The organism is Sphingomonas oleivorans (genome assembly GCF_003050615.1).
GTDB classification, from domain to species: Bacteria; Pseudomonadota; Alphaproteobacteria; order Sphingomonadales; family Sphingomonadaceae; genus Sphingomonas_H; species Sphingomonas_H oleivorans.
This window is the reverse complement of the sequence record NZ_NWBU01000003.1, coordinates 1-23,449: the sequence shown is the minus strand read 5'-3', so window position 1 is coordinate 23,449 and position 23,449 is coordinate 1. Positions and strand designations below refer to the sequence as shown.

31 protein-coding genes and 1 pseudogene are annotated in these 23,449 nt (G+C 63.9%); 29 read left to right on the top strand and 3 right to left on the bottom strand.

The window, feature by feature from the left end; genetic code table 11:
- The first annotated feature begins 312 nt into the window (after positions 1-312).
- The 12 genes from CLG96_RS00185 to CLG96_RS18540 all read left to right on the top strand — a co-directional run bounded on the left by CLG96_RS00185 (position 313) and on the right by CLG96_RS18540 (position 8,080).
- Positions 313-1,392, top strand: a complete 1,080-nt coding sequence (locus CLG96_RS00185) for a DUF2213 domain-containing protein (RefSeq protein WP_107965868.1) — start codon at positions 313-315, stop codon at positions 1,390-1,392.
- Positions 1,393-1,415: 23 nt separating this feature from the next.
- On the top strand, positions 1,416-1,868 hold the full coding sequence (locus tag CLG96_RS00180; RefSeq protein WP_133175309.1) for a structural cement protein Gp24: 453 nt from the start codon (positions 1,416-1,418) through the stop codon (positions 1,866-1,868).
- Positions 1,869-1,881: 13 nt separating this feature from the next.
- The gene (locus tag CLG96_RS00175; protein ID WP_165799463.1) at positions 1,882-2,847 is read left to right on the top strand and encodes a DUF2184 domain-containing protein; all 966 of its coding nucleotides are present in this window, start codon (positions 1,882-1,884) and stop codon (positions 2,845-2,847) included.
- A 13-nt stretch (positions 2,848-2,860) separates the two neighbouring features.
- Positions 2,861-3,088 carry a hypothetical protein gene (locus CLG96_RS00170; protein ID WP_107965865.1) on the top strand — a complete coding sequence of 76 codons (228 nt, stop codon included), beginning with the start codon at positions 2,861-2,863 and terminating at the stop codon, positions 3,086-3,088.
- A gap of 100 nt (positions 3,089-3,188) precedes the next feature.
- Positions 3,189-3,476, top strand: a complete 288-nt coding sequence (locus CLG96_RS18550) for a spike base protein, RCAP_Rcc01079 family (RefSeq protein ID WP_165799462.1) — start codon at positions 3,189-3,191, stop codon at positions 3,474-3,476.
- A complete protein-coding gene (locus CLG96_RS18545; RefSeq protein ID WP_165799461.1) occupies positions 3,476-3,901 on the top strand; it encodes a DUF4054 domain-containing protein in 426 nt (141 codons plus the stop codon). Before CLG96_RS18550 ends, CLG96_RS18545 begins: the two co-directional genes overlap by 1 nt.
- The gene (locus tag CLG96_RS00160) at positions 3,894-4,271 is read left to right on the top strand and encodes a hypothetical protein (RefSeq protein ID WP_243395542.1); all 378 of its coding nucleotides are present in this window, start codon (positions 3,894-3,896) and stop codon (positions 4,269-4,271) included. The genes CLG96_RS18545 and CLG96_RS00160 overlap by 8 nt, the downstream gene beginning before the upstream one ends.
- The gene (locus tag CLG96_RS00155) at positions 4,264-4,659 is read left to right on the top strand and encodes an HK97-gp10 family putative phage morphogenesis protein (protein ID WP_107965863.1); all 396 of its coding nucleotides are present in this window, start codon (positions 4,264-4,266) and stop codon (positions 4,657-4,659) included. Before CLG96_RS00160 ends, CLG96_RS00155 begins: the two co-directional genes overlap by 8 nt.
- Complete coding sequence (locus CLG96_RS00150; RefSeq protein ID WP_107965862.1) at positions 4,659-5,105, top strand: DUF3168 domain-containing protein; 447 nt, start codon at positions 4,659-4,661, stop codon at positions 5,103-5,105. The genes CLG96_RS00155 and CLG96_RS00150 overlap by 1 nt, the downstream gene beginning before the upstream one ends.
- Before the next feature lie 1,876 nt (positions 5,106-6,981).
- Positions 6,982-7,440, top strand: coding sequence for a phage tail protein (locus CLG96_RS00145; RefSeq protein ID WP_107965861.1), 459 nt, complete (start codon positions 6,982-6,984; stop codon positions 7,438-7,440).
- On the top strand, positions 7,440-7,913 hold the full coding sequence (locus CLG96_RS00140) for a gene transfer agent family protein (protein WP_107965860.1): 474 nt from the start codon (positions 7,440-7,442) through the stop codon (positions 7,911-7,913). The genes CLG96_RS00145 and CLG96_RS00140 overlap by 1 nt, the downstream gene beginning before the upstream one ends.
- A 2-nt stretch (positions 7,914-7,915) precedes the next feature.
- Complete coding sequence (locus CLG96_RS18540; RefSeq protein ID WP_165799460.1) at positions 7,916-8,080, top strand: hypothetical protein; 165 nt, start codon at positions 7,916-7,918, stop codon at positions 8,078-8,080.
- 20 nt (positions 8,081-8,100) lie between these two features.
- On the opposite strand, the gene CLG96_RS00135 is transcribed toward CLG96_RS18540, so the two are convergent.
- Positions 8,101-8,478 carry a hypothetical protein gene (locus tag CLG96_RS00135; protein ID WP_133175308.1) on the bottom strand — a complete coding sequence of 126 codons (378 nt, stop codon included), beginning with the start codon at positions 8,476-8,478 and terminating at the stop codon, positions 8,101-8,103.
- Positions 8,479-8,494: 16 nt separating this feature from the next.
- Between CLG96_RS00135 and CLG96_RS00130 the strand changes: the two genes are divergently transcribed.
- From CLG96_RS00130 to CLG96_RS00070, 13 genes are all read left to right on the top strand, one after another.
- Positions 8,495-9,016 carry a hypothetical protein gene (locus tag CLG96_RS00130; protein ID WP_107965858.1) on the top strand — a complete coding sequence of 174 codons (522 nt, stop codon included), beginning with the start codon at positions 8,495-8,497 and terminating at the stop codon, positions 9,014-9,016.
- Positions 9,000-11,003 (top strand): coiled-coil domain-containing protein, encoded by a 2,004-nt coding sequence (locus tag CLG96_RS00125; protein WP_107965857.1) that lies wholly within the window; start codon positions 9,000-9,002, stop codon positions 11,001-11,003. Before CLG96_RS00130 ends, CLG96_RS00125 begins: the two co-directional genes overlap by 17 nt.
- The gene (locus tag CLG96_RS00120; RefSeq protein ID WP_107965856.1) at positions 11,003-11,593 is read left to right on the top strand and encodes a hypothetical protein; all 591 of its coding nucleotides are present in this window, start codon (positions 11,003-11,005) and stop codon (positions 11,591-11,593) included. The genes CLG96_RS00125 and CLG96_RS00120 overlap by 1 nt, the downstream gene beginning before the upstream one ends.
- The gene (locus tag CLG96_RS00115) at positions 11,593-12,234 is read left to right on the top strand and encodes a hypothetical protein (protein ID WP_107965855.1); all 642 of its coding nucleotides are present in this window, start codon (positions 11,593-11,595) and stop codon (positions 12,232-12,234) included. Before CLG96_RS00120 ends, CLG96_RS00115 begins: the two co-directional genes overlap by 1 nt.
- Positions 12,231-12,656 (top strand): DUF6950 family protein, encoded by a 426-nt coding sequence (locus CLG96_RS00110; protein WP_133175307.1) that lies wholly within the window; start codon positions 12,231-12,233, stop codon positions 12,654-12,656. Before CLG96_RS00115 ends, CLG96_RS00110 begins: the two co-directional genes overlap by 4 nt.
- Positions 12,657-12,659: 3 nt before the next feature.
- Complete coding sequence (locus tag CLG96_RS00105) at positions 12,660-15,425, top strand: phage tail protein (protein ID WP_107965853.1); 2,766 nt, start codon at positions 12,660-12,662, stop codon at positions 15,423-15,425.
- A 2-nt stretch (positions 15,426-15,427) separates the two neighbouring features.
- Entirely contained in the window at positions 15,428-15,778 is a 351-nt protein-coding gene (locus CLG96_RS00100; RefSeq protein WP_107965852.1) for a hypothetical protein, read from the top strand.
- Positions 15,775-18,312 (top strand): hypothetical protein, encoded by a 2,538-nt coding sequence (locus CLG96_RS00095; protein WP_107965851.1) that lies wholly within the window; start codon positions 15,775-15,777, stop codon positions 18,310-18,312. Before CLG96_RS00100 ends, CLG96_RS00095 begins: the two co-directional genes overlap by 4 nt.
- 136 nt (positions 18,313-18,448) lie before the next feature.
- Entirely contained in the window at positions 18,449-18,736 is a 288-nt protein-coding gene (locus tag CLG96_RS00090; protein WP_107965850.1) for a hypothetical protein, read from the top strand.
- Entirely contained in the window at positions 18,733-19,440 is a 708-nt protein-coding gene (locus CLG96_RS00085; protein WP_107965849.1) for a glycoside hydrolase family 19 protein, read from the top strand. The genes CLG96_RS00090 and CLG96_RS00085 overlap by 4 nt, the downstream gene beginning before the upstream one ends.
- On the top strand, positions 19,437-19,835 hold the full coding sequence (locus tag CLG96_RS00080; RefSeq protein WP_107965848.1) for a hypothetical protein: 399 nt from the start codon (positions 19,437-19,439) through the stop codon (positions 19,833-19,835). Before CLG96_RS00085 ends, CLG96_RS00080 begins: the two co-directional genes overlap by 4 nt.
- Before the next feature lie 159 nt (positions 19,836-19,994).
- On the top strand, positions 19,995-20,777 hold the full coding sequence (locus CLG96_RS00075) for a hypothetical protein (protein WP_133175306.1): 783 nt from the start codon (positions 19,995-19,997) through the stop codon (positions 20,775-20,777).
- Positions 20,777-21,010, top strand: a complete 234-nt coding sequence (locus tag CLG96_RS00070; protein WP_107965846.1) for a hypothetical protein — start codon at positions 20,777-20,779, stop codon at positions 21,008-21,010. Before CLG96_RS00075 ends, CLG96_RS00070 begins: the two co-directional genes overlap by 1 nt.
- Positions 21,011-21,209: 199 nt before the next feature.
- Here CLG96_RS00070 and CLG96_RS00065 read toward each other — a convergent pair whose 3' ends face one another.
- Complete coding sequence (locus CLG96_RS00065) at positions 21,210-21,467, bottom strand: IS3 family transposase (protein WP_165799459.1); 258 nt, start codon at positions 21,465-21,467, stop codon at positions 21,210-21,212.
- 89 nt (positions 21,468-21,556) lie between these two features.
- Between CLG96_RS00065 and CLG96_RS19385 the strand changes: the two genes are divergently transcribed.
- Positions 21,557-21,745 (top strand): hypothetical protein, encoded by a 189-nt coding sequence (locus CLG96_RS19385; protein ID WP_107965844.1) that lies wholly within the window; start codon positions 21,557-21,559, stop codon positions 21,743-21,745.
- A 17-nt stretch (positions 21,746-21,762) separates the two neighbouring features.
- On the opposite strand, the gene CLG96_RS19380 is transcribed toward CLG96_RS19385, so the two are convergent.
- Entirely contained in the window at positions 21,763-21,906 is a 144-nt protein-coding gene (locus CLG96_RS19380; RefSeq protein WP_107965843.1) for a transposase, read from the bottom strand.
- Positions 21,907-22,315: 409 nt separating this feature from the next.
- Here CLG96_RS19380 and CLG96_RS19490 point away from each other — a divergent pair, with 409 nt between their 5' ends.
- The 3 genes and pseudogenes from CLG96_RS19490 to CLG96_RS19285 all read left to right on the top strand — a co-directional run bounded on the left by CLG96_RS19490 (position 22,316) and on the right by CLG96_RS19285 (position 23,265).
- Entirely contained in the window at positions 22,316-22,594 is a 279-nt protein-coding gene (locus tag CLG96_RS19490) for a transposase (protein ID WP_107965842.1), read from the top strand.
- A 25-nt stretch (positions 22,595-22,619) separates the two neighbouring features.
- Positions 22,620-22,904 (top strand): annotated as a pseudogene (locus CLG96_RS19485) (transposase); the annotation flags it as partial.
- Positions 22,825-23,265 carry a transposase gene (locus CLG96_RS19285; protein WP_341476929.1) on the top strand — a complete coding sequence of 147 codons (441 nt, stop codon included), beginning with the start codon at positions 22,825-22,827 and terminating at the stop codon, positions 23,263-23,265. The pseudogene CLG96_RS19485 and the gene CLG96_RS19285, both read left to right, overlap by 80 nt.
- The last annotated feature ends 184 nt before the right edge of the window (positions 23,266-23,449 follow it).

Genomic DNA, 23,449 nt, shown 5'->3' with positions numbered 1-23,449 from the left:
GCCGCTGGCCTCGGCGTCAACGACATAGTACCAACCGCCGCGGCTCTAGCTGCCGCTGGATGAAAGATCAGAGGCAGGTCAGAACGAGCCGATGGATCATAGGCCAACAGAATGTTCGATCCGTCAAAGTTCTGCGATGAACGGGAACATCGCATAACGGCCAACCTCTCCATGCGGTGAAGTTGAAGGAACTGCCGGATCAGGCACATGCGCCGGCTGCTCCTTGTTGCTTCGCGCCGCCGTCCGGCTCGATGTCCGGAAAGCCGCTGACGGCCGTAAACTTCAGGCAGCGCACCCAATAGCCTGCGCGCCATGCAGTTTTTCGATCGCCTGACCCTGGACAGCCCCCGCCGCACCGGCGACGGCTATCTTGCCGCATCCGTGCTCGTCGCCCGCACGGGCATTCAGCATTATGCCGGATCCGAAGTCGGCCGGCCCGATCTGGCGCAGGTGCGCGTCTATCGGCCCGCCGATCAGGTGTTCGACGACAAGGCGATGGCATCCTTCGCGCATCGCCCCGTCACGCTCGATCATCCCGCCACCCCCGTCACCGCCGACAATTGGAAGCGGCTCGCCATCGGCCAGACGGGCGACGAGGTGAAGCAGGAGGGCAAGTTCATCCGCGTCCCCATGGCGCTGATGGATGCCGCCGCGATCAAGGCGGTCGAGAATGGCAAGCGCGAGCTTTCCATGGGCTATTCCTGCGACCTCAAATGGGAGGCCGGCATCACCCCGGAGGGCGAGCCATACGACGCCATCCAGACCAATATTCACGCCAATCACCTCGCCGTCGTCGATCGGGCGCGCGGCGGTTCCAACCTGCGCATCGGCGATGGGAGCCAGGGCATGCACATATTGATGATCGACGGCCATCAGGTCGCGGATGTTTCGGACGCGGCCAAGGCCGCGATCGAGACGCTCCAGGCCCAGCTCGCGGACGCGCGGGCGGACATGGCCAGGCTCAGCGCCGATCTGGCAACGGCCACTATCGCGATCCAGGCCAGGGACGGCGAGATTGCCGGCCTGAACGCCCGGCTGAAGGATGGCGAGATCAGCCCGGCCAGGCTCCAGTCGCTCGCCGACGCGCGCGCCAGGCTGATCGCGGATGCGCGCAAGATCGCGGGCGATGCGATCGTCGTCGAGGGCAGGACGGATGCCGAGATCAGGAAGGCCGCGGTCGCCGCCCGGCTCGGCGCCGCTGCGACGGAGATGGCGGACGCCGCGATCGACGGCGCCTTCCTCGCGCTCCTGCCTCTGGGCGATGCCGCGCCGGATCCGCTGCGCCAGACGATCATCAACCAGCCGCTGCATGCCGGCGACAGCGCCGCGCGCGAGCGCCGGGCGCTGGCCGACGCGAACGACTTCAACTCCTGGCGGAACAAGGCCGCCTGATCCGCTGAAAGGAGAATAAGACCATGCCCCTTCAGTCCAGCTACACAATGTTCCAGGCGGCCGGCTATCCCGGCATGCATGCGAATATGGAGGCGTGGAACGCGCTCACGCGGACCGCCACCGCCACCATCGCCTTCGGCGCCCCCGGCCAGCGCAACGGCGACAATGGCGTCGCCCCGCTCGCTTCGGGCGGCGAGTTTATCGGCCTTGCGGTCGCCACGCATGCCGTGACCGTCAATGGCGACCTCTATGTCTTGGGCGACACTGTGCCGATCGCCGATGAGGGCGTCTGGTTCGGCAAGGCCGATGCGGCGATTGCCGCGGGCGCCGCGCTCAACTGGAACAGCGCCACCGGCCGCTGGACGACCGCGGCCACGTCCGGAACCATCTTCGCCGTTCAGGGCGCCGAGGCGGACAGCGCCGCATCCGGCGCCGACGCGATCTTCAAGGTGCGGCTGCGCCGCATTCCGTCCTAAAGGGGCCTGATCGATGTACATGAATTTGAACGATGCACCGCAGGCCGCGCTCGCGTTCCTGACCAACCAGGCGTACACGATCAACGCCACCGTCTATGCCCAGAAATTCCCGGACCTGGACTTTGCCCGGCTGGTCTATGTCGACACGTCCGCGCCCGAATTCACGCCGGGCATCACCACCTTCCTGTCCGGATCGGTGGGCAAGGCCGGATGGTTTTCGGGTGCCGCCAAGGATGTGCCCAAGGCGGACGTGACGCGCGACCGTTCGGAAACCAAGGTCCATATGGCGGCGATCGGCTATGGCTATACCACCGAGGAGCTGGGCCAGGCGCAGCTTCTGGGCATCAGCCTGCCCAACGACAAGGCGATGGCGGCGCGCCGCGCCTATCAGGAATTCATGTGGAATGTGACGCTGACGGGCGATACGACCAAAAGCCTGCTCGGCCTCGCCAACCAGACGGCCGTCACGATCGGCACCGCGCCGAACGACGGCAGCGGATCCGTCACCAGCTGGTTCGACGCCAATGGCAATGCGACCAAGACGCCCGCGCAGATCGTGCGCGACCTCAATGGCGCGCTGACGGGCGTCTATACGGGTTCGCTGACGGTCGAAATGGCGGATACGGTGCTGCTGCCCTACAGCATCATTTCCTGGCTGGGCATGACGCCGATGTCGTCCACCAACAGCGAGACGATCCTGTCCTTCATCCTGCAGACCAACATCTATACGCAGATGACGGGCCAGCCGCTGACGATCCGCGGCGTGCTCGGGCTCGATACGGCGGGCGCGGGCAGCAGCCGCCGCATGGTCGTCTACAAGAACGCCCAGGATGTGGTGAAGCTGCACCTGCCGATGCCGCATCGCTTCTTCCCAATCTATCAGGACGGGCCGTTCCAGTTCGAGGTGCCCGGCGCCTTCCGCACCGGCGGCGTCGAGGTGCTGCGCACCGGCGCCTTCCGCTATCTCGACGGCATTTGAGGGGGAGGCGGCGATGGTCGAATATCTGAAAGTCGCGGCGAAGAATGTCAGCGAAGGTCCGAGGATCTTCAACGCCGCGCCGCACATCATCCTCCAGCCCGGCCAGAGCACGGCGGGCGCGGTGGACATCAGCGAGGCCGAGCTTGCCTCGATGACGGCGACCGGCTGGTTCGAGATCGGCGCGGCGCCCCCCGCGCGGGGGCGTGGCGCGAAGCCGCGCGAGGACGCCGCCAGCGCCTGACCGCGCCGACCGCGCGGGAAAGCCGCGCGGGAAAGAAGGGGCCGCCTCGCATCCATGGGGTGGCCCTGTTTTTCGAGAGGCCTGTTTTTAGGGGATTGCGATGGGCGTTCCGATCCGGACGAATGAAGCGGGGCAGGCGGTGGCGGGATCATGGTCCGATCCTGCCGTCGATCTTGTGCCGATCGTGCCGAACGACGGCACGGACCTGCCGGCCAGGGCGCGCGGCATCCGCTGCCGGCCCGATGGCGTGGCAGGCACGCTGCGCATCACCACGGAGGCGGGGCAGGTGCGCAACAGCTATATCTCGGCCGGCGAGCTGCTGCCCGTCGGCGTGCTGCGCGTCCATGCCAGCGGCACGGCGGCGACGAACCTGGAAGCGCTCATCTGATGGCCTATGCCAAGCCGCTGCCGGCGGATCTGCGCCTCCGCTATCCGGCCTTCGCGGCGGTGGAGGAGGCGACGATCCAATATTGGCTGACCGATGCCGAGCGCTTCGTGGACGAGAGCTGGGCCGAGCGCGACTATGCCCCGGCGCTGATCGCGCGCGCGGCGCATGGCATGGCGGAGGGCGGGCTCGAGGCGGGGGGCGCATCCATCCCGGCCGGCGTCTCGCGCTTTCGCTCGGGCGCGATGGACCTGTCCTTTGCGGACGCCGCCGCGGCGCAGGCGGCCGCGGGGGGCTATAAGGCCACGCGCTATGGCCGCGACTTTCTTGCGCTGCTCGCGCGCAACAAGGGCGGCGCGCGCATGACCGGGGGCGGCGCCATGCCCTGCGACTATCCGGGCCGGCTGCTCGGCTATCCCTATGTTTGATCCCGCCGCCTTCATGGCCGATATCGCCACCGGCATCTCCGCTACGTTCGGCGGGCCCTTTCATCCCGCGCGCGTCATCACGCAAAGCGGCGGCGGCTATGATGATGGCGGCTCCTGGATCCCGGGGACCGTCGCCTATCGGGATTGCCGCGTGCAGGTCGATCAGGTCAGCGAGGCGATGCGGGGCGGCGATGGCTATAGCGAGGGCGACATGCGCTTCCTGATCCTCGCCGCGACGCTGGCGGGCTCGCTCGACAGCGATGCGCGGATCGAGCTGCTGGAGGGGCCGCATGCGGGCATATGGATCGTCTCGTCGCTGACGCGCGACCCTGCCGGCCTCTATTGGGAGGGAAGGGGGCGGCGTGGCTAGGATCAGGGGCGCGGGCGCGCATTCCGCCCGGCTGAAGCGGCTGGCCGGCCCCGATGCGGTCCGGCGGATCGGCAGCGCGATCTTCGCGGCGGGCAAGGCCATCCGGGCCGAGGCGCAGGCGTCGGTCCTGGCCGGCGCCGGATCGGGCGCGCCGCCGGACGTGGACGCTGGCCGTATCGCCGGCGTGATCGAGACGGCGCAGCTCGGGCCGCTGAAGGTCGAGATATCGAGCAACGCGCCGCGGGCCGCCGATCTCGAATTCGGCACGAGCGGCATGGCTGCGCGCCCCTATATGAGGCCGGCCGCGGAGAGGCTTCGCAGCCGGGCGACGGCGATGGTTCGCGATGCAGTGGACGAGATCGGCCGGGGATCGGGAGGAGGCGGCTGATGGCGAAGCTCGCGACGGTTCCTGTCCGCAAAGCGATATTGACGCTGCTGAAGGCGGATGCGACGCTCACCGCGATCGTCCCGGCGTCGCGCATCTATCCGCAGTCGCCGCCGGCGTCGCACGCTTGGCCGTTCGTACGATATGGAGCGCCGACCGCCATCCCCATCGTTGCGACCCGCATCGACGGCAGCGAGCTCAGCGTGGCGGTCCATGGCTTTGCGAAGGATCGGATCGTCGATGGCGTCCTCGTCGAGACGGCGGAGGATCATGCCGACCGGATCGGCGCCGCGATCGCGGCCGCGCTCGACAGGAAGATGGTGACGATCACGACGCCCTATCCCGCCAGGATCAGGATACGTTCGACCGGCTGCCAGCTCATCGCCGATGGCGGCGAGGCCGATGCCTATCATGCGGTCCAGAATTTCAGGGTGCGCGTCATCGGCTGAGCCGGCGCGCATATCGTGCAGCAAGACAAAGCGGGGCTTTGATCGTGCCCCACCCCCATTCAGCAGCCGAATAGAGATGGCGGCGGTGACCGGTTAGGTGCGCCGTCGCTTCCAAGCATCGGCTGCCATTTCGATCAAGCCACGTTCTGGCGCCATTGGCGTAATGTCACGTCGGCATGCCGGGCAGACAGAGGCTTCGCGAGCGATGGCGGTTTGGCAGAAGGGGCATTGCCGTAGCCTGCCTGATTGCAAGCCAGTCCGAACGTCGCGGTGGCGCAATCTGGATTGATCCGGTGAAATAATCGCAGATCCGAGCAGCGCCAAGGGGCCGAACAGCATTCCCAGGATGAACCAGCCTACGCCGCTACGCCCTTTGGCCGATGCAACCATGCCGGCTGCAATGCCGCATAGCAGCCAAAAAATAAGGAGTAACATCAGCGCCCCTTTACTGAACTGTTTTGAATGATTTCCTAGTCTGGGCGATGGCCATGTTGAGCGTGACTTCATTGCCCATATCGTCGCCCCTTTGAAAGGGCAGGAGGCTAAGTCATAGTCTCATAAATGGCGAACGCCAGGCAAGCCTCAACTGGCGACAAAGGCATGCCACATTCATTTAAAATGGATTGTTAGCTATCGTCCGAGCGTGAGCGACGAAGGGCTTGGACGGTTCCAAAAGCGAGCGCAGCGAGCATGAGAGCCTCAATCAGGTGGATAAGATTAAAATGAACAAGGAATCCATCATTTCTCTTGCGGCACAGGTTGATGACTATAGATTTAAGTAAAGATATCAATCCGATTAGACCGGCAATGATCACAGGAAATGCTTTCCAGCCCCATCGTAACGGTAACGCCCACGACGTCAAACCCACGACGACCATGAGTCCAAGGGTCAGTAGCAGATAATCTGCAAGGCTGGATGGATATATCGAAATCATGGGCAAAGACTAACCGATCATGGCACGTCCGCAATGGATTATCCGCGACAGCCGCCATATCCTCCGCGTGCGGTTGTGCTCGCGGTAGAGCCGCTTGCTGAAACAGGGCGTCTACTTCCGGTTGCTCTTGGCTGGGATGTTAAGCCGTGAGCTCATAAGCGGGATGGCGTGGGGTTTGGCCATCGCCGATGTTGCCGCTACTGTATAAGCCGCTTCTGCCGCATCCACGAAAGCTGACCAGCACTTATCCACCCAGGGAAAGCGATCGATCGGCCAGCGAGACTATCGATCGCTACGATCCCTTTCTCGCCATGATCGACGAATGGGCCGCAAGGTTGCCCAGTTCCGTGCAACCGGACGATACTTCCCGGCTTAACGCGACCTTTGAAGACACGAACCACCCTAAGCGCCTTGAACTCGAAAATGGAGGAGTCTTTCCGACCTGTCCCATGAGCCGTAACTTCGGCGATAAGTACTGCTTTCGTAAAACTTCTCCTTGCCGCTGCCGGGATTGAAATGCCTGGTTCTTCAAAATTTGTCGTGGGAACCACCACGGAGCATGCATTTGCGGCAGCGCCATAGGTGACAACTACCGCGATGATTGTTGCTCGGAAGACGAGAGAAGGTTGAGAATTCGCGAAGAGACCATGTCGGAGAGCGGCGGTGGGCATAGATCCAAGCTGGCATAGCCCCTGCCATGTTGCCACCATATTTTCGACGCCGCGCGCCACCTGAGGCTTTCCATGTTTAATGAAAGACGATTCAGGGCGGAGATGAGCCGATACGATCCGACCGACTTCGAGTGCGCATGATCGAACCACTGCTGCCCAGCACGCCGAGAGGGTCGGCGGAGTCGATTGCCAGCTTGGCCAACGCTGACGGCCGTAAACGCGCTGCCCCGCCAGCCTTATTATCCGGCCGAGTTTTGACCGGAGGCCCCAATGTCCGAGCCCACGACTTTTGAATTTGCCGTCATCAAGGTGAAGACCGGGCCCGGCAGTACGGATGCCGATTACACCACCATCTGCGGCATTCAGACGACCGGGTTCAACCGGACCAAGCAGACCAACGACCATTTCGTCCGCGACTGCGCCAGCCCGGCCCGCACGCCCGAGCGCCGGGTGCGCGTCACGGGCACGCAGCGCGATCTGACGGGCTCCGGCCTCTATAATGTCGACCAGACCGAGCTGATCAACTCGCTCGAAGAGGGGCGGCACATCTTCCGCTACATCATCATGGACATTTCCGATCCCGCCGTGGCGGCGGGTACCGTCATCGGCACCTGGGAAGGCCCGGGCGTGGTCACCGCGATCAATCTCGGCACGACCGAGAATGACGATGCGTCGATCGAGCTGACGATCGCGTCCGACGGGGCGTGGACCTATGTGGCAGCCGCCTGATGCCCGATCCCGTTCCACCCACCGAGATCGAGCTTGAGTTTGCGGACGGCGATTATCTGTTCGCGCTCAGGATCCCGCAACTCGCCGAGCTTCAGGAGAAGTGCAAGGCAGGCATCTTCACCATCTATGGCCGCGTGCTGAAGGGGCGATATGTCTTCGAAGGCGAGATTGTCGGCCTGGCGCATGAGGCGGATGCCTATAGCCATGACCTTTACGAGACGATCCGCCTTGGCCTTATCGGCGGCGGCAGGGGCCTCGTCGACGGGCAGGCGGTCAAGGTCGGGCCGCAGGAGGCACGCCGCCTGATGGAACGCTATGTCCATCCCGCTCCGCTGCGCGAGGCATGGTCGATCGCAGCCGCGATCCTCTCCGCGAAGATCGAAGGATATGCGCCGCCAAAAAAAGCCGAGCCGGCCCAGGAGCCGGCAAAGCCAGGGCGAAAGCCGAAGACGGATTCAACCTCCCGGACGTGATCGTGAACTGCGCGCTGATGGGCCTCGACTGGCGGGTGCTGACATGGTGGGAATATCAAGCGGCACTATCGGTGTGGAACGACCGCCATTCGGATGGCGCGGTCCAGCCCCCTTCGCTCGATCCGGAACGCGTGAAGGCGGCAATGGCTTTGGTCAGCACTTATTGAGTGTCACTGGCGTCATATGGTCACTCTACGGCAAACTTATGCCCAATTTTTTCCATGGATGCCTTGAATTGGATCCATGCTCCTGGCGCAGCGCAGCCATATTGCTCGGAAACTCTGAAATACTCCCTGGCACCATCCAGGCTGTAGAAGTGCACTCCCCGATCTTCCGCAACAGGCCTGGGCTTGGCGCGATCAGAGACAAATACAAATGGCGTGTAATCAGAATAGCCGCCCATCGCGTTTTTAGAATTTACCTCGCCGCACGCTACGCCCGTGGATGGCGTCTCCATCTCTTTGAATTGAGCCGACTGCGGGTCATTAAGAAGGTCCTTAACAGCTGTCTGAGCCTCATCCAGGGTGGATGGCTGGCAACTGACCAGGCCAACCGCCACCATCAACAAAAGGCTTATCCTAGTGGCTGTCACCGCTGATTCCGTCATCGTCGAACTCGAGGCCAAGCTGGACGGCTATATGGCGCGGGTCAACGCGTCAGCAGAATTTCTGCCATTGCTTCCAGAAGTCGGCACCTTCTTCCTCAAGCATCACCACCGATCCGGCAATGAAGGATTGGCGACCGGTCATACCGCCGAAGCCATTCGGGGCATTGACCCTGCCGCAAAGGGAAATGTTTCCGTCGCGGCGAACCACCCGATCGCCTTCGAACATGGCGCGACTTGGATCCCGCAACAAATCGGCGATCGTCTGTCGGCCAAGCTCGACAATGTCTTCATCGGATGCGCCAGGTGGGTAAGTTACCGTGCCGTTGAGCATGTCGAGAGCTTTCTGCATCTCTGGAGAAATATTCTCCTTCCTTGGCGGCTGATAGGAGGAATGCTCCTGTCTCCCCACAATCCTTCGCGGCTGCTGGTCGCAAGACGCCAGCGCGAGCAGCGCTGTTCCGAGAAAGGTCAGGTGGCCTATGGCTGTCACGGCTGATTCCGTCGTCGTCGAACTCGAGGTCAAGCTGGACGGCTATACGGCGCGGGTCAACGGCGCGGCGCGCGACTTCGACACGAACATGTCCAGTGTCGAGAAATCCGCGGCTCGTGCCGAGGCCGCTGTCCGAATATCCTCCAATTCCATCGCCGCCTCGACTGCGGGTGCAGCGGCGAAATCCAGTGCCGTGGGGCGGCAGTTCGCGAGTATCTTTGCGGATATCGGCGTGCAGGTGGCCAGCGGCGACAGCCCGTTGCTCATCCTGGCTCAGCAAGCGCCTCGGGTTGCCATTGCCCTCGAGGGCGTCGGCGGCGTTGCGGGCAGGCTCGCCACCTTCTTCGCTGGCCCATGGGGCGCGGCCTTGCTTGCCGCAGGCAGCGTCGCCGGCGTGTTGGCCGAGAAGCTGCTATTCTCCGGCGATGCGGCCGAAAAGACGCGCACGAACGCCGATGGTCTTCGGATCGCGCAGGATGGGCTGGGGGATACTAGTCTTACGGCAGCCAATGCCGTCGATATTCTGAATAAGGCATATGCCAACGACCGCACGGCCAAGATCGCAGGCGATGCGCGAGCCGTAGCTGCAGAACGTCTCGCCCAGGCCAACGCGACCTTCCAGGCCGCACGGGCGGAAGGCCAGTTGCGGCTGGCGCAGGGGCGTGCGCGATTGGCCGACCTTGAGGATGGAATAGAAAATAATGGCAAGGTGGTGGGCAGGACGGTCCGCCGGGCACGTGGCGGGGGTAGCATCGAGCTGCGTTCGGGGGGACGGCGGCTCGGCACTCAACAGGGCCGTGCCGGCTCCGAGCTTGATCAAGCGCGGGCGGCGGCCATGCGGCAGGTCGCGGATGCAGAGGGCGACCTTGCCCGGCTCGATCAGGCGCACAACCGCTATTCACGGCTCGCGGTCCAGCGCATCATCGCCACCGATCAGGCGATCCAAGATAGTCGCCTAGCCCTCGCGACGGCGGTTGACGATGTTGGCCGGGCTCAGGAACGGCGGAATATGGTCCAGCGCGAGGCGCGCATCCTGCTCGACAATGGCCTTATCGACGAGGCGGAATATGCCAAGCGCGTCCGCGCCGCCAATAAGGCGGTCGAGGATGCACAAAGGGTCGCTCTCGGCGCAGCGCAGGCGCGGCGCCAAATGGCCAGCGCGGGGGAGGGCGGGGCCAAGGCGGAAGAGAAGCCCAGGCAGAAGTTCGAGGATGGAATAAAGAGCCCTGGCGCTGTCGCCCAGGAGCTTGGCGGCATGAATTTCCTCGAGTGGAAGAACCCTGTCGAGCAGGTGACGGACAGCTTCTATGCCAGCCAGGGGCGTGACGTCATGGCGGAGCTGAGGGCCACCCTCGATGCCAGGGAGGCCGGCCGAGACGCCGAATATAAGGCCAACCAGAAGATCACTAATGACCTCCGCGACAAGATGGAGGCGCAGGTCAAGCATGTCGCGTCCATCTATGAAGATCTGTTCACAGGCGGCACCGATCGCGTCTGGGACAATTTCAAGCGGCAGGGATTGCAGGCCATCGCACTGCTTCTTGCCAGGGCAACCATTGCTTCGCTTCATGGTGAAAGCTTCCTCGGCGCGCTTCAAACCGGCCTGTCATCCGCGTCGCAGGGCGGCGGCATCATGGGCGATATCGCCAAGATCGGCTTGTCCCTCTTCGGCCGCGCTTCCGGGGGCTATGTCGGGTCTGGCCAGCTTGTCCGCGTGAACGAGGGGGCCAGCCCCGGCAATGTCGAAGGCTGGCGTCCGCAAGGTTCGGGCACGGTCATTCCGCTCGGCCAGATGAAGGCGGCCCGGCCGTCGAGCAGCTCCACCACCAGCATCTCCGTCTCGGTCGACGCGCGCAACGCCGCCGATCCGGTGATGACGGCCCAGCTCGTCCGTCAGGGCATTTTCGAAGCGGCACCGAGCATCGTGGCCGCCGCGCAGGGAAGCACCATGCGCACTCTCTCTCGTCCCCGTCTTCCCGGGAGTAACGGCTGATGGCGATCATCCCCTTTCCGAACTGCCCGCCCGTCTCGGGCACGCGCTGGCAGCTTAACCAGCCGAGCCAGGTCAACCGCTCCGAATGGACCGGCAGGCGCAGGGTGACGATCCTGTCGGAAGCCCCGAGATGGCTGTGCGAGGTGCAGCCTTTCGATATTGTGGACGACGATGCCATCTGGCCCTGGCGCGCTTTCCTGATCGACTGTCAGGGCAAAGCCCACAGCTTCCGCCTGCCTGCCGTCCGCACGCCGCAGATCAGCGGCATCACGCCTCGGGTGAATGGCGGAGGGCAGGGCGGCTATTCGCTCGTCACCGATGGTTGGGGCGCAAGCGGCACGAAGCTGCGGCGCGGGCAATATGTCACGATCAACGACCAGCTTCTCATGCTGACGGCGGATGTCGTTTCCGCATCGGGCGCGGCGACGATCAGCTTCAAGCCGTGGATCCGCAATATCCCCGCCGATGACGCTCTGATCGTCGTCGATATGCCCACCGCGCTGATGTCCATGGCCGACGACGCGCCGGGCTGGGACGATAGCGACTTCGGCCTCTACCAGCTCGGCTTTGCCTGCGAGGAGTCCTTCTGATGGGCGCGCCCGATATGGCTGCACAGGCGGCGCTGGACGCGGCCGTCCGCCGCCCGGTCACCTTCGCCTATCTCGACATTCTGGGCGAGCCGATCCGCGTCACCAATGCGCCCTATTCGATGAACTTCAGCGGAACGGGCGACGTGGATCTCGACGGCTTCACCTTCGATGCGGTCGACACGCGCTTCGTGTCCGTCGGTCCGGTCACGGCGAAGGAGGGCGGCGGCGATACCGTCACCGTCCAATTGTCCGGGCTCGCCGGCGTCGATGACGAGCTGATGACGCTGATCGGCGACAAGGCCAATTGGCAGGGCCGCGATGCGCGCCTGTGGCGGGCCATGCTCGATCCGGAGGATTTCAGCCGGATCGGCAATATCTGGACCTATTATACCGGCTATATGGCTGTCCCGAAAATTATCGGCGACATGACAAGCCAGCTCATCAGCCTGGATATAGAAAGCTATCTCGGCTTCTTCAGCCAGCCGTCGAACCGGACCTGGCTCAATCAAAAGGATTACGACCCGGGCGACAATAGCGCCGCGTCGTCGATCGCGATCGCCAATGGCACCAACACGACCGCGCCGAGCGCCCGGGGCGGCAGCGGCGGCCTGGTCGATGGCCTCTTTCCGGAGGCCCTATGATGCATCGAAAAACGGATTGGGAGACACGGCTTGCCGCATATCTCGAACCCTTGCGCGCTCTTCCCTTCGAATGGGGGCGGCATGACTGCTGCACCTTCGCCGCCGGTGCCGTGGAAGCGATGACGGGCATCGATCCCATGCCCGAGTTCCGCGGGCGCTATCGCACCGCGATCGGCTCCGCACGCGCGCTCAAGCGCTTCGGCGCCGGCACGCTCGAAGCGACGCTCGACACCAAGTTCGAGCGGATCGCGGCGAGCCTCGCGCAGCGGGGCGATATCGTCATGTCGCAAGGATCGCTCGGGCTCGCCTGGGGCGCCCACATGATCGCGGTCGGCAGCGAGGGCGCGCGCGAGGGGCTGGTCCGCATTGCGCGCGCCGCCTGGATCGATCCGATCGCCTGGCGCGTGCAGTTGGGGGGCTGATCCATGGGTAAGGCTGTAACCAAGATCGCGATCGGCGCCGCGATCATCGGCGCGGCGTTCCTAACCGGCGGCGCGGCGATCCTACCGGGATTTACCTTGCCGAGCGTGATGGGTATGGCGGCCGTGACCGTGGGGGCGACGGTGACGACTACCGCGCTGGGCAGCCTGGCGCTGGCCGCAGGCGCCAGTATCGCGCTCAGCGGTGTCGCGCAGGCGGTCGCGAAGACGCCGAAAATCCCTCCATCCCAGCTTGGGCGCCTCAACCTGTCAGTCAATCCGAGCGACTATCGCAAGGAAGTATTCGGCAGCACCGCCTTCGCGACGGATGTCCGTTACATCGAGCCGTCGGGCCAGAACCAAGAATATATCGACTATATCATCGGCTGCGCGAGCCATGAGGTCGAAGATTTCGACGAGATCTGGTTCGAGGATGTTCAGGCCTGGGCCAAGACCTCCGGCGCCGTCGGCAAATATGTCGGCTATCTCTCGGTCAGCACCCGCACCGCCGGCACGGCTGCCAATGTCGTCCCGGTCAACGGCAGCACTGGCTGGGGCCGGCTGACCGGTTGCGCCTATATTCATCTCCGGATCAAGCGGACGGGCAATGGCAAGAAGGCGGAAAGTCCCTTTGCTGGCGGCTTGCCCAGCCGGATCACGATCATCGGCAAGGGCGCCAAGCTCTATGATCCGCGTCGGGACGGCAGCGTTCCGGGCGGATCCGGGCCGATGCGCGCGAACGACCAGTCGACCTGGCGCTTTGTCGCCGACGATGGCGCGACGATCGGCGAGAATCTCGCGCTGCAGATCCTGCGCCGCCTGATCGGCTGGCGGATCAACGGCAAGCTCTCGGTCGGTTGCGGCGTGCCGCTGAAACGCATCGACCTGCAATCCTTCATCGTCGCCGCCAATCTCTGCGACGAGCTGGTCGGCCGCTCCGCCGGCGGCACCGAGCCGCGCTATCGGGGTGCGGGCGTCGTGTCGGAGGGCGACGATCCGCGGCAGGTGCTGGATATGCTCTGCGCGGCCTGCAATGGCCGTTTCCGCGATACGGGCGGCAAGCTCAGCCTCGTCATTATGCACAACGATCTCGCGGAGGCCGCCACCGATGACGGGCTGAACGACGACGACGTGCTGTCCGCATTCACCTGGAACCCGGACCCGGCGCTCGAGGAGACGCCGAATATCGTCCGGGGCAAGTTCACCGACCCCTCGACCAACTCGCTCTATCAGCTGCTGCCCTATCCCGAGGTGCGGATGGCCAGCGTCGATGGGATCGACCGCTATCTGCCGCTCGATCTGGCGGCGGTGGAAAGTCCGTCGCAGGCGCAGCGCATCGCCAAGCAGGCGCTCCAGCGCCGGCAATATCAGCGCAGCTTCTCGGCCGTCTTCGATATCCGCGCCTGGAAATATCAGGTCGGCGATATCGTTCCGCTTACCTTCGCACCGCTTGGCTTCACCCGGCGCCTGTTTCGTGTCGAGGAGCAGGAGCTGACGCAGGACGGGCGCTGCGCGATGGTGCTGCGCGAGGAAAATGAGCAGATCTATGCGTGGGACAATAGCGATGCGCCGCCCGTTCAGCCGGCCGCGCCGATCGTCTATGACAGCCGCAACAATCCGCTGATCCTCGGCATCGACGAAGCGGGGACGACCGCCAATTGGAGCGGCGTGATCGACGATGACGGCAACCGGCCGGAGGATGGCGCTACCGTCGGCGCGCCCGCCGGCACGCCGGTGGGCGATCGGCTGGCGCAGCAGGTGATCGGCGAACTCGATCTCAACGGCCAGAACTGGCTCGATCTGGCGGGGCTCACCGAGACGCGCGATGCCGTCATGCTCGCGCGGACGACGCTCAACGGCCAGGCAATCGGCACGGTCGTAGCTGAGGGCATCAACCAGCAGCAGCAGGACAATCAGGCGACGCTGGAGAAATTCTCGCTGCTCGGCGCCAAATCGGGCGATGGCCTCTCCTGGCTGCTCGACATGAACACGGTCAAGGCCAGCCCGACGCAGACGATGGCGCAGCGGTTCAGCGGCATCGACACCTCCCTCGGTGGCCACAGCGCGTCGATCTCTAATCTTCAGACCACGCTGATCGGCCCGGCGGGACCCACGGCGCGCGCGCTGCTCTCGCTCACCGTCGATGGCTATGTCAGCGGCTGGATCGCGACCAACAATGGCGACACGAGCGAGTTCATCATCGTCTCGGACAAGTTCCAGCTCGTCGATCCCAATGGCGGCGCGCCCTTCACCGCGTTCGTCTATGAGGACGGCGTCCTGCGCATCAACGGCACCGTCCAGGCGCAAGCCTATAAGGTTGGCTCGGTCGATACCCCGGCCATTGCCGACAATGCGGTCAGCCTACCGGACATGGTGACAGTCGAGGGTGGCTACGCTTCGGTCGGGACGGATAGCGACAATATCTGGCGTAACTTTGCCCCGCTGGGCGTGACGCTCGAGTGCGCCATCACGGTGCCCGCAGGCGCCAGCAATGCCAGCGTCCATATGCAGGTGCTTCTCATCGGCCGGCGGACGGGCGGCGACAACGACAACGTCTCCGTGCGCGTCGTGCGCTCGGATGGATCTGCGATCGTTCCGGCCGAATATACTGACATCCTCTGGGAATCAGGCGGCAATCAGAGCCAGCCGTTCTTCTTCTTCGACCCCGATCCTCCCGCCGGCGGGGCGACCTATACCGTCCAGACGAAGAACCTCGACGGCAATCCTCTCTACCAGCGCGGCGTTCTCTGCCCGCTCAGACTGGCGAAGTGACCATGCGGACAATCATCCATATCGCCTCCGGCGCCATAGTCGGGTCCAGCGTCCGTGAGCCGGTTTCGCTGCCCGATGGCTTCGCGACGATAGACGGCAACTATAGCAGCCGCGACAGCTGGTGGGATGGTTCTGCGATGCAGCCCCGAGAGGAAGTGGCGTTGGCTTTGTCCCCGAACCCCGTTTCCGTGGGTGAGGTCGTCACCATCACGGCACCCGCTGGCTCCCACAAGCGCCCGCCGGACGGGGCCATCATCAGCGAGGACAGCTTCATCTGCCCCGCCGGGCACCGGGCCGTCACTGTGTCTCTCATGGGCCGCTATCGCGGCGAGGCGAGGATCGAAATCGCATGACAAGTTGGGCCGAGGCTGCGCAGCAGCATATCGATCTGGTCGCCAAGCTGACCAGTTTCCACACGCAGCTTGCGGGCTGGGCGGCGGGGCCGGCGAACGGCGGCACGCTGGGCGACGGGCATTTCCCCTTCACCGCGCCGGACGGAACGGTGACGCTCGCGCCCTCGCCGTCGAAGCTCGCGGAGATGACCGCTACCGTGCTCGGCCTCACCACCGATGGCACGGGCGACAATAGCGCAAGGCTGCTCAGCGCCCAGGCGGCGCAGGGAATCAACCGCCTGGCGCCCGGGGCCTATCGCATCGGCACGTCGATGACCTTGACCGGCGTGTGGATGATCGATCCGGGTGCGCTGCTCATCGTCCCCGATGGCGTGACGCTGACGATCGACGCGATCATCATCGCGGGTGCGTGGCAGATATTCGACGGCTGGCCGGCCGACGGGGCCATCATTCGGCTCGCGACGACGAACGACAAGAACCGCATCTTGTTTGTGAAAGGTCAGACATTGCTCCCCGAATGGTTCGGGGCGGTCGGTTATGGCGGCGCCAACGACAAGCCGTCGTTTCAGCGATTGGCCTATGCCGCGCCCGAGGCCGTCTCGATCCTCTGCCGCAAATATGCGACCTATATATTTGATCATGGGGGCATGTGCGACCGCACCGACCGCCCGTCCCACGCCTTTTTTACGCAGCGGCGCTGGGTGGACATCGATCTCAACGGCGCGACTCTCCGGCTCGCCAACAACACCAAATACAGCATCCTCGTCTTCGCCGGATCGGCCGCGCAGACGCCGGTCAACCGCTATTTCCATATTCATGGCGGCGGCACGCTCGACGGTAATCGGTCAGGAAATGAGGTCCAATATCTCGACCAGTGGCAGAATGGCGGCGGATCGTCGGCGAATAAGGGCTATGGGCGCCTGATCTACGTGCAAGGCTATATGCACGTCATCACCGAGAATTTGTACGTCAAGGACCCGATCCACAACGGGATCGACGCCGAGCATTGTGAGGATGTGACGTTCAGGGACTGTCGCGCCACAGGCGGCTTTCCCATGCAGTGGAACGTCCACATCGATCAGAGCCATTATTTCTCCGCGCGGCGAAATTACTCCGGGCGCTCTTTCTTTAGGGGCATCGACTGCGAGGGTGGGAGCCACCACATCACCGCACATACGAATGTCGATGACCTCGATCCTGTCACCGAGAGCCGTACGGCCTGCTATGTCGATGGCTATAACGGGCTCAATTGGAGCGAAAGCGGCATCCATGTCGAGCAGATGGAGGTGTGCCACATCAGCAATTTCGACATGGAGATCAACGACGCGGTCTATTCCTCGGCCAATGTCGCGGACCTGTTTGTCCGGGCCTTCTCGACGAGGCCTGTAGGTGGTCGCCACATCAGCGTCTCGATCGCTAACGGCTCGATGCGCAACGGCTGCGTCACCGTCAATGACGAACTCGGCAACAACGACAACCGCACGGGGCGCGTCGTGATCGACAATGTCCATGTCTCCAAGTCGATCAACGGGCTCCTCGCCGAGCCGCGCATAGAGTGCCCCAACTCAGGCAAGGTGACCAACTGCACGGTCTTGGGCTCGGCTGCGACGCCGATTACGCGCAAGGCGATCACCGCCAAGGTCGCGACCGAATGCACGGTGGATTATGCGCAGGGTGTCGACGTCTATGATAAGTTTACGGGCAAGGTGACCAACGCCTCGGTCGAGGGCGTCAAGCTGCTTTCCACCGGCGACGCGCTGGTCGATGCGGTCATCACCGACTGTCAGGTCGGGATCAACGCCAATGGCGCCAGGCTGGAGGCGCGCGGCCGGATCTCTCGCACCCAGCGTTCGGCGATCCGGTCCGACGTGCCGACGGGCTATCTCAAGGCGGTCGGTATGCGGATCGAGGATTGGGGCCTCGACACGACTGCCGCCTATGCGGACCGCGCCGCGATCGGCGGCACCAACAGCAATGGCGAGGGCGCAGCCGCTCCGGATATCGAGGTGCGCGACACGATCTTCAGCAGAGTGGATTCGAATTGCTCGACGCAGACGGTCCGCGCCACCCAGGCTGGCAACAAGGTGGTGCTGATCGGCAATCGCGGCATCGGCACCGGGCTGATCGGTCCGCAATTCACCGCCGGCGCCGAAAGCTATATGGAACCGATGATTGGCCAGGAGACGGTGACGAGCTGGCAGGCGGTGCTCGATCAATCCAGCAACACGGTCGGCGCGCGCTTTTTCTGGCAGGCCTATCGCGACCTTCAGCTTATCCTCTCGTCGGCGGCGACCGTCACCCATATCAACAGCTCGACTTCCAGCGCCGCGATGATCAAGGGCGTGACGGTTTTCGTCACGATCAACAATAGCAATGCTCAATTTGACTTCACCAAACCGAACGTCGTGCGCGACGGAGTAACCAGCTATGCGTTGCGCCATGCCAGCAAGACGACATGGGCGCCAACCGCGGGCGCGGTGATGCGCATGACCTTTGCCGGCAAATATTGGCTGTGTGAGACGGTCGATGCGTAGCGCTGCCGCCGGACCGAGCTGGGCAACGGTCGCGGCCTGATCCTTCGCGCGGCATGCGCGCCACGAAGCGCGCGCTGACCGCCGTAAACGCCCCGCAATCTCCGCGCCATCTTGTCGCAAAAGGGAAAGGGCGCATGTGCTTATCGATCCATCGCAGTTCACGGGGCCTCTTGGCGGCCTTCTCTCGCTCGCCTTCGCGTCCGGCGCCATCGCCGGCTGGGGCTTCGCGATGAAGCTGATGAGCAGCCGCATCGCCGAGCTCAAGGCGGATTGCGAGAAGCGGGACTGCGAGCAGAAAGAGGCGATCGCTAAGCTCGAGGCGCGGCTGACCGAGCTGGACAATTTCCTGCTCCACGGCATGGAACGGCAGCTCGCGCAGCTGCGCCAGCCCAGCGCTGCGGTGCCCGACGGGGCGCAGCAATGATCCGCTCCGAGCCCCGCGTGCCGCTGTCGCCGATCGACTGGAAGAATGTCCAGACGCGGCTTGGCGTCGTGCCTGACGGCATCCCCGGCCCGAACAGCTATGCTGCGCTCTTCGCCTATGCAGCCGATCGCCTCCCCGACGATGCGATCCGCGCGCTCGGCCGATCGGCGGCGATCTTGTTCCCGGCCTTCGACATGACCACGCCGGTGCGCGTCGCCGAGTTCGTCGCCCAGATCGCGAACGAGACGGGCGGCTTCAGGATATTCGAGGAGAGGCTCGACTATAGCGCCGAGGCGATCCGCCGGACATGGCCGTCCCGCTTCACGTCGCTGGCCGAAGCGCAGCCCTTCGCGCGCAATCCGCAAAAGCTGGCGAACAGGGTCTATGCCCGGCCGAGCGAGGGCAATAGCGAACCGGGCGATGGTTGGCGCTATCGGGGCAGGGGGGCGCTCCAGCTCACCTTCAAGAATAATTATCGCGCCGCCGGCGAGCGCATCGGCGTCGATCTTGTCGCGCATCCGGAAAAGGCCGCCGAGCCGGCCATGTCGCTCCTGATCGCGCTCGATTTCTGGCGGCGCGGCAAGGTCAACGAGGCGGTCGATCGCGGCGATTATCGCGAAGCCCGGCGCATCACCAATGGCGGATCGATCGGGCTGGAGCATGTCGCGAAGCTGCGCGAGAAGCTGTTGCGGGTGCTGGCATGATCGCCGCGGCGCTCGCTTTCTTCCGCACCAGCCCGCGCCCGGCCTTGGTCGGCCTTGCGCTTGCGGCCGTGCTGATTTGCGGCATTCTCTGGATCCGCCATATCATCGCCATGGAGGCGGAGCGGGACCGGCTGGCCATGCAGGTCCGTGAGCAGGCCAGCATCATAGCCATTCTCCGGAAGGACGCCGCGGCCCGCGAGCAAGCCGCGATCGAGCGGCAGGCCGACACGGCACGGATCGAGGCCATCAAAGACGAGGTGATCGATGAAATCCACAAAGCCCCCGATGCGAGCCCTTCTGCTGCTCGCCTGCGCCTCAACTGCCAGCGCCTGCGCCGGGCCGGGCGACATGAGGCCGATCTACCCGCCGGCTGCCGATCTGGCGGTGGAGCCTGAGCCTGTGCCGACAGACGCGATCGTGACCAGCGAGAGAGGAGCAGCCGAATATGACGCGGCCGTGGAGGCGTGGGGTGCGCGCGGCTGGGCGGCTGTGGCGCGGATCTGCCGCTGGGCTGCGGCGCATGGGGCGCCTGTGCGCTGCGGGGGAGGGCGCTGATGCTTATTGGCCCTGGGCTTGGGTTGACTTCAGCGGCTGTGCTGGGGCGACGGAACAATTATCTCCCCGAAACGCAGGCGCTGCTCACCCGCATGACCGTGCAGCCGACGGTCCAGCGCGCGAAGCTCTATGATGACCTTATCCGGTTACTCAAATCGGCAAGCGTGTGGGCCAAGCTTGACGCGCTCTGGCTATTCGCCGCACATGATACCCAAGCTGCGCTGCTCAACCTCAAGGGCTCGAGTTACGGCTCGGTCCCTGTAAATAGCCCAGCCTTTACGATCGACCGAGGATATCAGGGCAATGGCACAAGCAGCTATCTCGACACGGGATGGAGCTTTTCCAGTCGCTCGCGCGATGACGCTGCCATGGGTTTTTGGGCGCGGCCGAGCGGCGCCGCCGCGATGGTAGACGCAGGCGATAGCGCCAACGGCATCATCTATGTTGCCGCAAGCGGATCGACCACTGGACACCGGATCAATGCGGGCTCTACATTCGCGGGAGCCGCAACCAGCACGTCCGGTCATTTCATCAGTTCACGCACGGGCCCCTTGGCGACGGATAATCCGCTGTATATAAACGGGGTCGTCAAGTTCGCCCAGAGTAACCCGAGCGTGCAGCCTGCAACCTCGAATGTCTATTTCGGGCGCGGCGGCGGGGGCCCCTATTATTCCGCACGCCCGTTCGCGGCTGGGCACGTTGGGGCCGGTCTGAATGCATTGGATGTTACCGCTCTCTATGCCGCCATATCCACCTACATGACCGCCGTGGGAGCACAGTGATGCTGATGATCCTCCTTGATGATGAGCAGGCGGCGAGCCTCCGGGGACCGACAGGCCGTGGCGCGGCGCTCGATCCGCGCCGAGTCGATGCGGGACCGCACGCAGGTGGATGGATATTGCCGACCGAAGTGCTCGACGATCCGGCGCATGAGCCATGCCACGCGACGCTCACCGTGCTGCTGATCGTCGAGATCGATCAAACCGAGGCGTGGCCGGTGGTAGGCGAAGCCTGAAGTTCAGCCATCGCGGGGACGTTCGCTTCCGCTTCTTCATATCTTGACCTGCGTGATGCGAGACGCGAGCCAATCTTCTTGGCGGGTACGCCGCTTCTGGGCGAACTCGTCGATGATATTGAGTATCCACATTTGCGCCGTTGTGCGTCTGGTCCTCGACGGGCCGAAGGCAACGCCCGAAGGACGGTAACTCGCAGGATCAGACGTGCCCGCGGTGTTGCGGCCGCAGGCGGATGCGCGATCCGCCGCCGCGCCACAGGCGTCGTTGTCTGGGCTGCCATTTTGGAAGCTTGAGACCGTCCCGCCGCCAGATGCGCTTGACCACCGACAGGCTGGCCTGCCAGCCGGCATGGCTCAGCAGCAGATGGATGCGCCGACAACCGTAGCAGCCATCATCCTTCGCCAGCGCGATGATATCAGCCGTCAGGCGTGGCTCATCGGTATCATCCTTCAGCACCGACGCTGGGTCGAGCGATGCTGACCGAGCACCCGGCAGGTCCGCCGCTCGGAGACCGGTAACGCACGACGGACCTCCTCGATCGCCTCATGGCGACGGGACGGAGCGCCAAGCGCCACGGGTTCGAGCGCAGGCGCGACGCTCAAAAAAACAAGCGTGCTGGCTTCCTGGAGGATTGCCTTGTCCAGTACGAGATCCGCGACCAGCCTCTTGAGCCGCGCAGTCTCGCGCTCCAGATCGTCGGCTACGCCGCCCTTCGAGTCATCCGGCGCGTCTGATCGACCTTGAGACCGCTCTATTCCTTGCGCCAGCGATACAGCGCCTGTTCCGAAATCCCGATCTGCCGGCACGCTTCGACCGCGGTCGCCCCGCCAGACCAGCAAATCCACCTCACGTAGCTTTGCAATGATCTGCTCTGGCCTAAACCTCTGATGTCCATCCGATTCTCCCTTCAAAAGCCCAGCCAAGGCTAACTTCGGAATCGGATCACTTTTCCACAAGGCAGACCACAAGACGACGGCGGGCCTTTGCCTTGCTACAAGCGCGTCTCACAAGAAGAGCCGCGCGCTATCGGTGCCCTTGCTTCCAACTGTGAATTATTCGGGCAACACATCAGCGCCACCTTGCTCAAACCGTCTGTTCGCCTCAGGATTTACGGCTCGGAATAGCGGAGGCCGGCGAGCCCGCTTGGCGTCCTTCCCCTCCGCGATCCGGCGCACGCCTTCGACCCTGGAAACGAGGGTTGCGAGATAGTCCGGGCTGGCCGACTAGGAGATCTGTGCGCGGGTGGGAGTAGACGGGGCTTTGAGAAGCTGATTCTATGGGGCTCTTCGGGGTGGAGAGCAGCTATGTCCCATCGTTCGATCGGCCAGGAGAAGTTCGGCTTCTTGCGCCAGTCGCGATCGTCATCCTCCCTTGATGAGATCGACGCGCTAGTCGCCTGGGAACCGGTCACGAAGCTGTTGGAGGCGCTCTACCCGGCTACGAAGGGCGAGCCGGCCTGGCCACCTTTGGCAATGTTCAAGGCGTTGCTCCTGGCGATCTGGTATGATCTGTCCGATGTAAAGCTTGCCGAAGCGCTCGACGATCGCGTCGTTCAGGCGTTTCTGCGGCTTCTCGGCCAATGAGGCGACACCGGAACGCACCACGTTCGTGCGCTTTCGGCGGCTCCTGGCCGCCCGGAACCTCGATCGCGAACTGTTCGAGGTGGTGACCGATCAACTCAGAGCCAAGGCGATCAAGGTCAAGACCGGCACCCTTGTCGATGCGACGATCATTGCCTCCGCAACAGAACAGGACGGCGATGGCGGGTGGGTGAAGCATAAGGGCAAGGCGGCAGTCCACGGTTTCAAAGCTCATGTCGGTGCTGATGCCACGACGGCGCTGGTCGAGAAGATCTCGGTGCCCCCTGCCAATATCAACGACGGGCGGGCCGGCCCCGATGCACTACCCGACAATCCTGGCCGACAATCCTGGCGAGGTCTTCGCCGACAGTGCCTATCGAGGACCACAGTTCGGCGGGGCCGTCCGCGCCAAAGGCGGCACGCCACGCGTCGTCGCGACCGGCATGTGGGGGCGTGACGAAGAGGAAACGCTCGCTCGCCTGAATGCCTGGAACCAGCCAATCCACCGCGTCCGCGCCAGGATCGAGAAGATCTTCGGCACCTGGAAGCGCTGCTATGGCCTGCGCCGAATGCGATGGCGAGGCCTGCCCAAAGCCGCCGTCCAGGTCCACCTCACCGCCATCGCCTACAACCTCAAGCGCTCCCTCAACATCCTCACCGCGCAAGTCCGATAAAAGTCGCAACCGGGCGGCGGGCATACAGCGCCCACCAACTCAGGGAAGGCAACAAAAGGACGCAATATCAGCAACCTACTCCCACCCGTGCACAGATCTCCATTAGAGCGTTGTGCGTTTAATCTGACGCATAGCCGGTAGCCTTGAGGTAATTCCAGCATTCCTCGGGCGAGTAGAGATCGCA

Bases quoted from the DNA above. Each gene is read 5' to 3' on its own strand.
- CLG96_RS00120 (WP_107965856.1), top strand. From the start codon at position 11,003: ATGGCGATCATCCCCTTTCCGAACTGCCCGCCCGTCTCGGGCACGCGC.
- CLG96_RS00185 (WP_107965868.1), top strand. From the start codon at position 313: ATGCAGTTTTTCGATCGCCTGACCCTGGACAGCCCCCGCCGCACCGGC.
- CLG96_RS00145 (WP_107965861.1), top strand. From the start codon at position 6,982: ATGTCCGAGCCCACGACTTTTGAATTTGCCGTCATCAAGGTGAAGACC.
- CLG96_RS00140 (WP_107965860.1), top strand. From the start codon at position 7,440: ATGCCCGATCCCGTTCCACCCACCGAGATCGAGCTTGAGTTTGCGGAC.
- CLG96_RS00095 (WP_107965851.1), top strand. From the start codon at position 15,775: ATGACAAGTTGGGCCGAGGCTGCGCAGCAGCATATCGATCTGGTCGCC.
- CLG96_RS19380 (WP_107965843.1), bottom strand. From the start codon at position 21,906: ATGGACATCAGAGGTTTAGGCCAGAGCAGATCATTGCAAAGCTACGTG.
- CLG96_RS00100 (WP_107965852.1), top strand. From the start codon at position 15,428: ATGCGGACAATCATCCATATCGCCTCCGGCGCCATAGTCGGGTCCAGC.
- CLG96_RS00070 (WP_107965846.1), top strand. From the start codon at position 20,777: ATGCTGATGATCCTCCTTGATGATGAGCAGGCGGCGAGCCTCCGGGGA.
- CLG96_RS00170 (WP_107965865.1), top strand. From the start codon at position 2,861: ATGGTCGAATATCTGAAAGTCGCGGCGAAGAATGTCAGCGAAGGTCCG.
- CLG96_RS00080 (WP_107965848.1), top strand. From the start codon at position 19,437: ATGATCGCCGCGGCGCTCGCTTTCTTCCGCACCAGCCCGCGCCCGGCC.
- CLG96_RS19385 (WP_107965844.1), top strand. From the start codon at position 21,557: ATGGCGACGGGACGGAGCGCCAAGCGCCACGGGTTCGAGCGCAGGCGC.
- CLG96_RS00085 (WP_107965849.1), top strand. From the start codon at position 18,733: ATGATCCGCTCCGAGCCCCGCGTGCCGCTGTCGCCGATCGACTGGAAG.
- CLG96_RS18545 (WP_165799461.1), top strand. From the start codon at position 3,476: ATGGCCTATGCCAAGCCGCTGCCGGCGGATCTGCGCCTCCGCTATCCG.
- CLG96_RS00105 (WP_107965853.1), top strand. From the start codon at position 12,660: ATGGGTAAGGCTGTAACCAAGATCGCGATCGGCGCCGCGATCATCGGC.
- CLG96_RS00110 (WP_133175307.1), top strand. From the start codon at position 12,231: ATGATGCATCGAAAAACGGATTGGGAGACACGGCTTGCCGCATATCTC.
- CLG96_RS00125 (WP_107965857.1), top strand. From the start codon at position 9,000: ATGGCTGTCACGGCTGATTCCGTCGTCGTCGAACTCGAGGTCAAGCTG.
- CLG96_RS18550 (WP_165799462.1), top strand. From the start codon at position 3,189: ATGGGCGTTCCGATCCGGACGAATGAAGCGGGGCAGGCGGTGGCGGGA.
- CLG96_RS00160 (WP_243395542.1), top strand. From the start codon at position 3,894: ATGTTTGATCCCGCCGCCTTCATGGCCGATATCGCCACCGGCATCTCC.
- CLG96_RS19285 (WP_341476929.1), top strand. From the start codon at position 22,825: ATGTCGGTGCTGATGCCACGACGGCGCTGGTCGAGAAGATCTCGGTGC.
- CLG96_RS00115 (WP_107965855.1), top strand. From the start codon at position 11,593: ATGGGCGCGCCCGATATGGCTGCACAGGCGGCGCTGGACGCGGCCGTC.
- CLG96_RS00075 (WP_133175306.1), top strand. From the start codon at position 19,995: ATGCTTATTGGCCCTGGGCTTGGGTTGACTTCAGCGGCTGTGCTGGGG.
- CLG96_RS00150 (WP_107965862.1), top strand. From the start codon at position 4,659: ATGGCGAAGCTCGCGACGGTTCCTGTCCGCAAAGCGATATTGACGCTG.
- CLG96_RS00180 (WP_133175309.1), top strand. From the start codon at position 1,416: ATGCCCCTTCAGTCCAGCTACACAATGTTCCAGGCGGCCGGCTATCCC.
- CLG96_RS19490 (WP_107965842.1), top strand. From the start codon at position 22,316: ATGTCCCATCGTTCGATCGGCCAGGAGAAGTTCGGCTTCTTGCGCCAG.
- CLG96_RS00175 (WP_165799463.1), top strand. From the start codon at position 1,882: ATGTACATGAATTTGAACGATGCACCGCAGGCCGCGCTCGCGTTCCTG.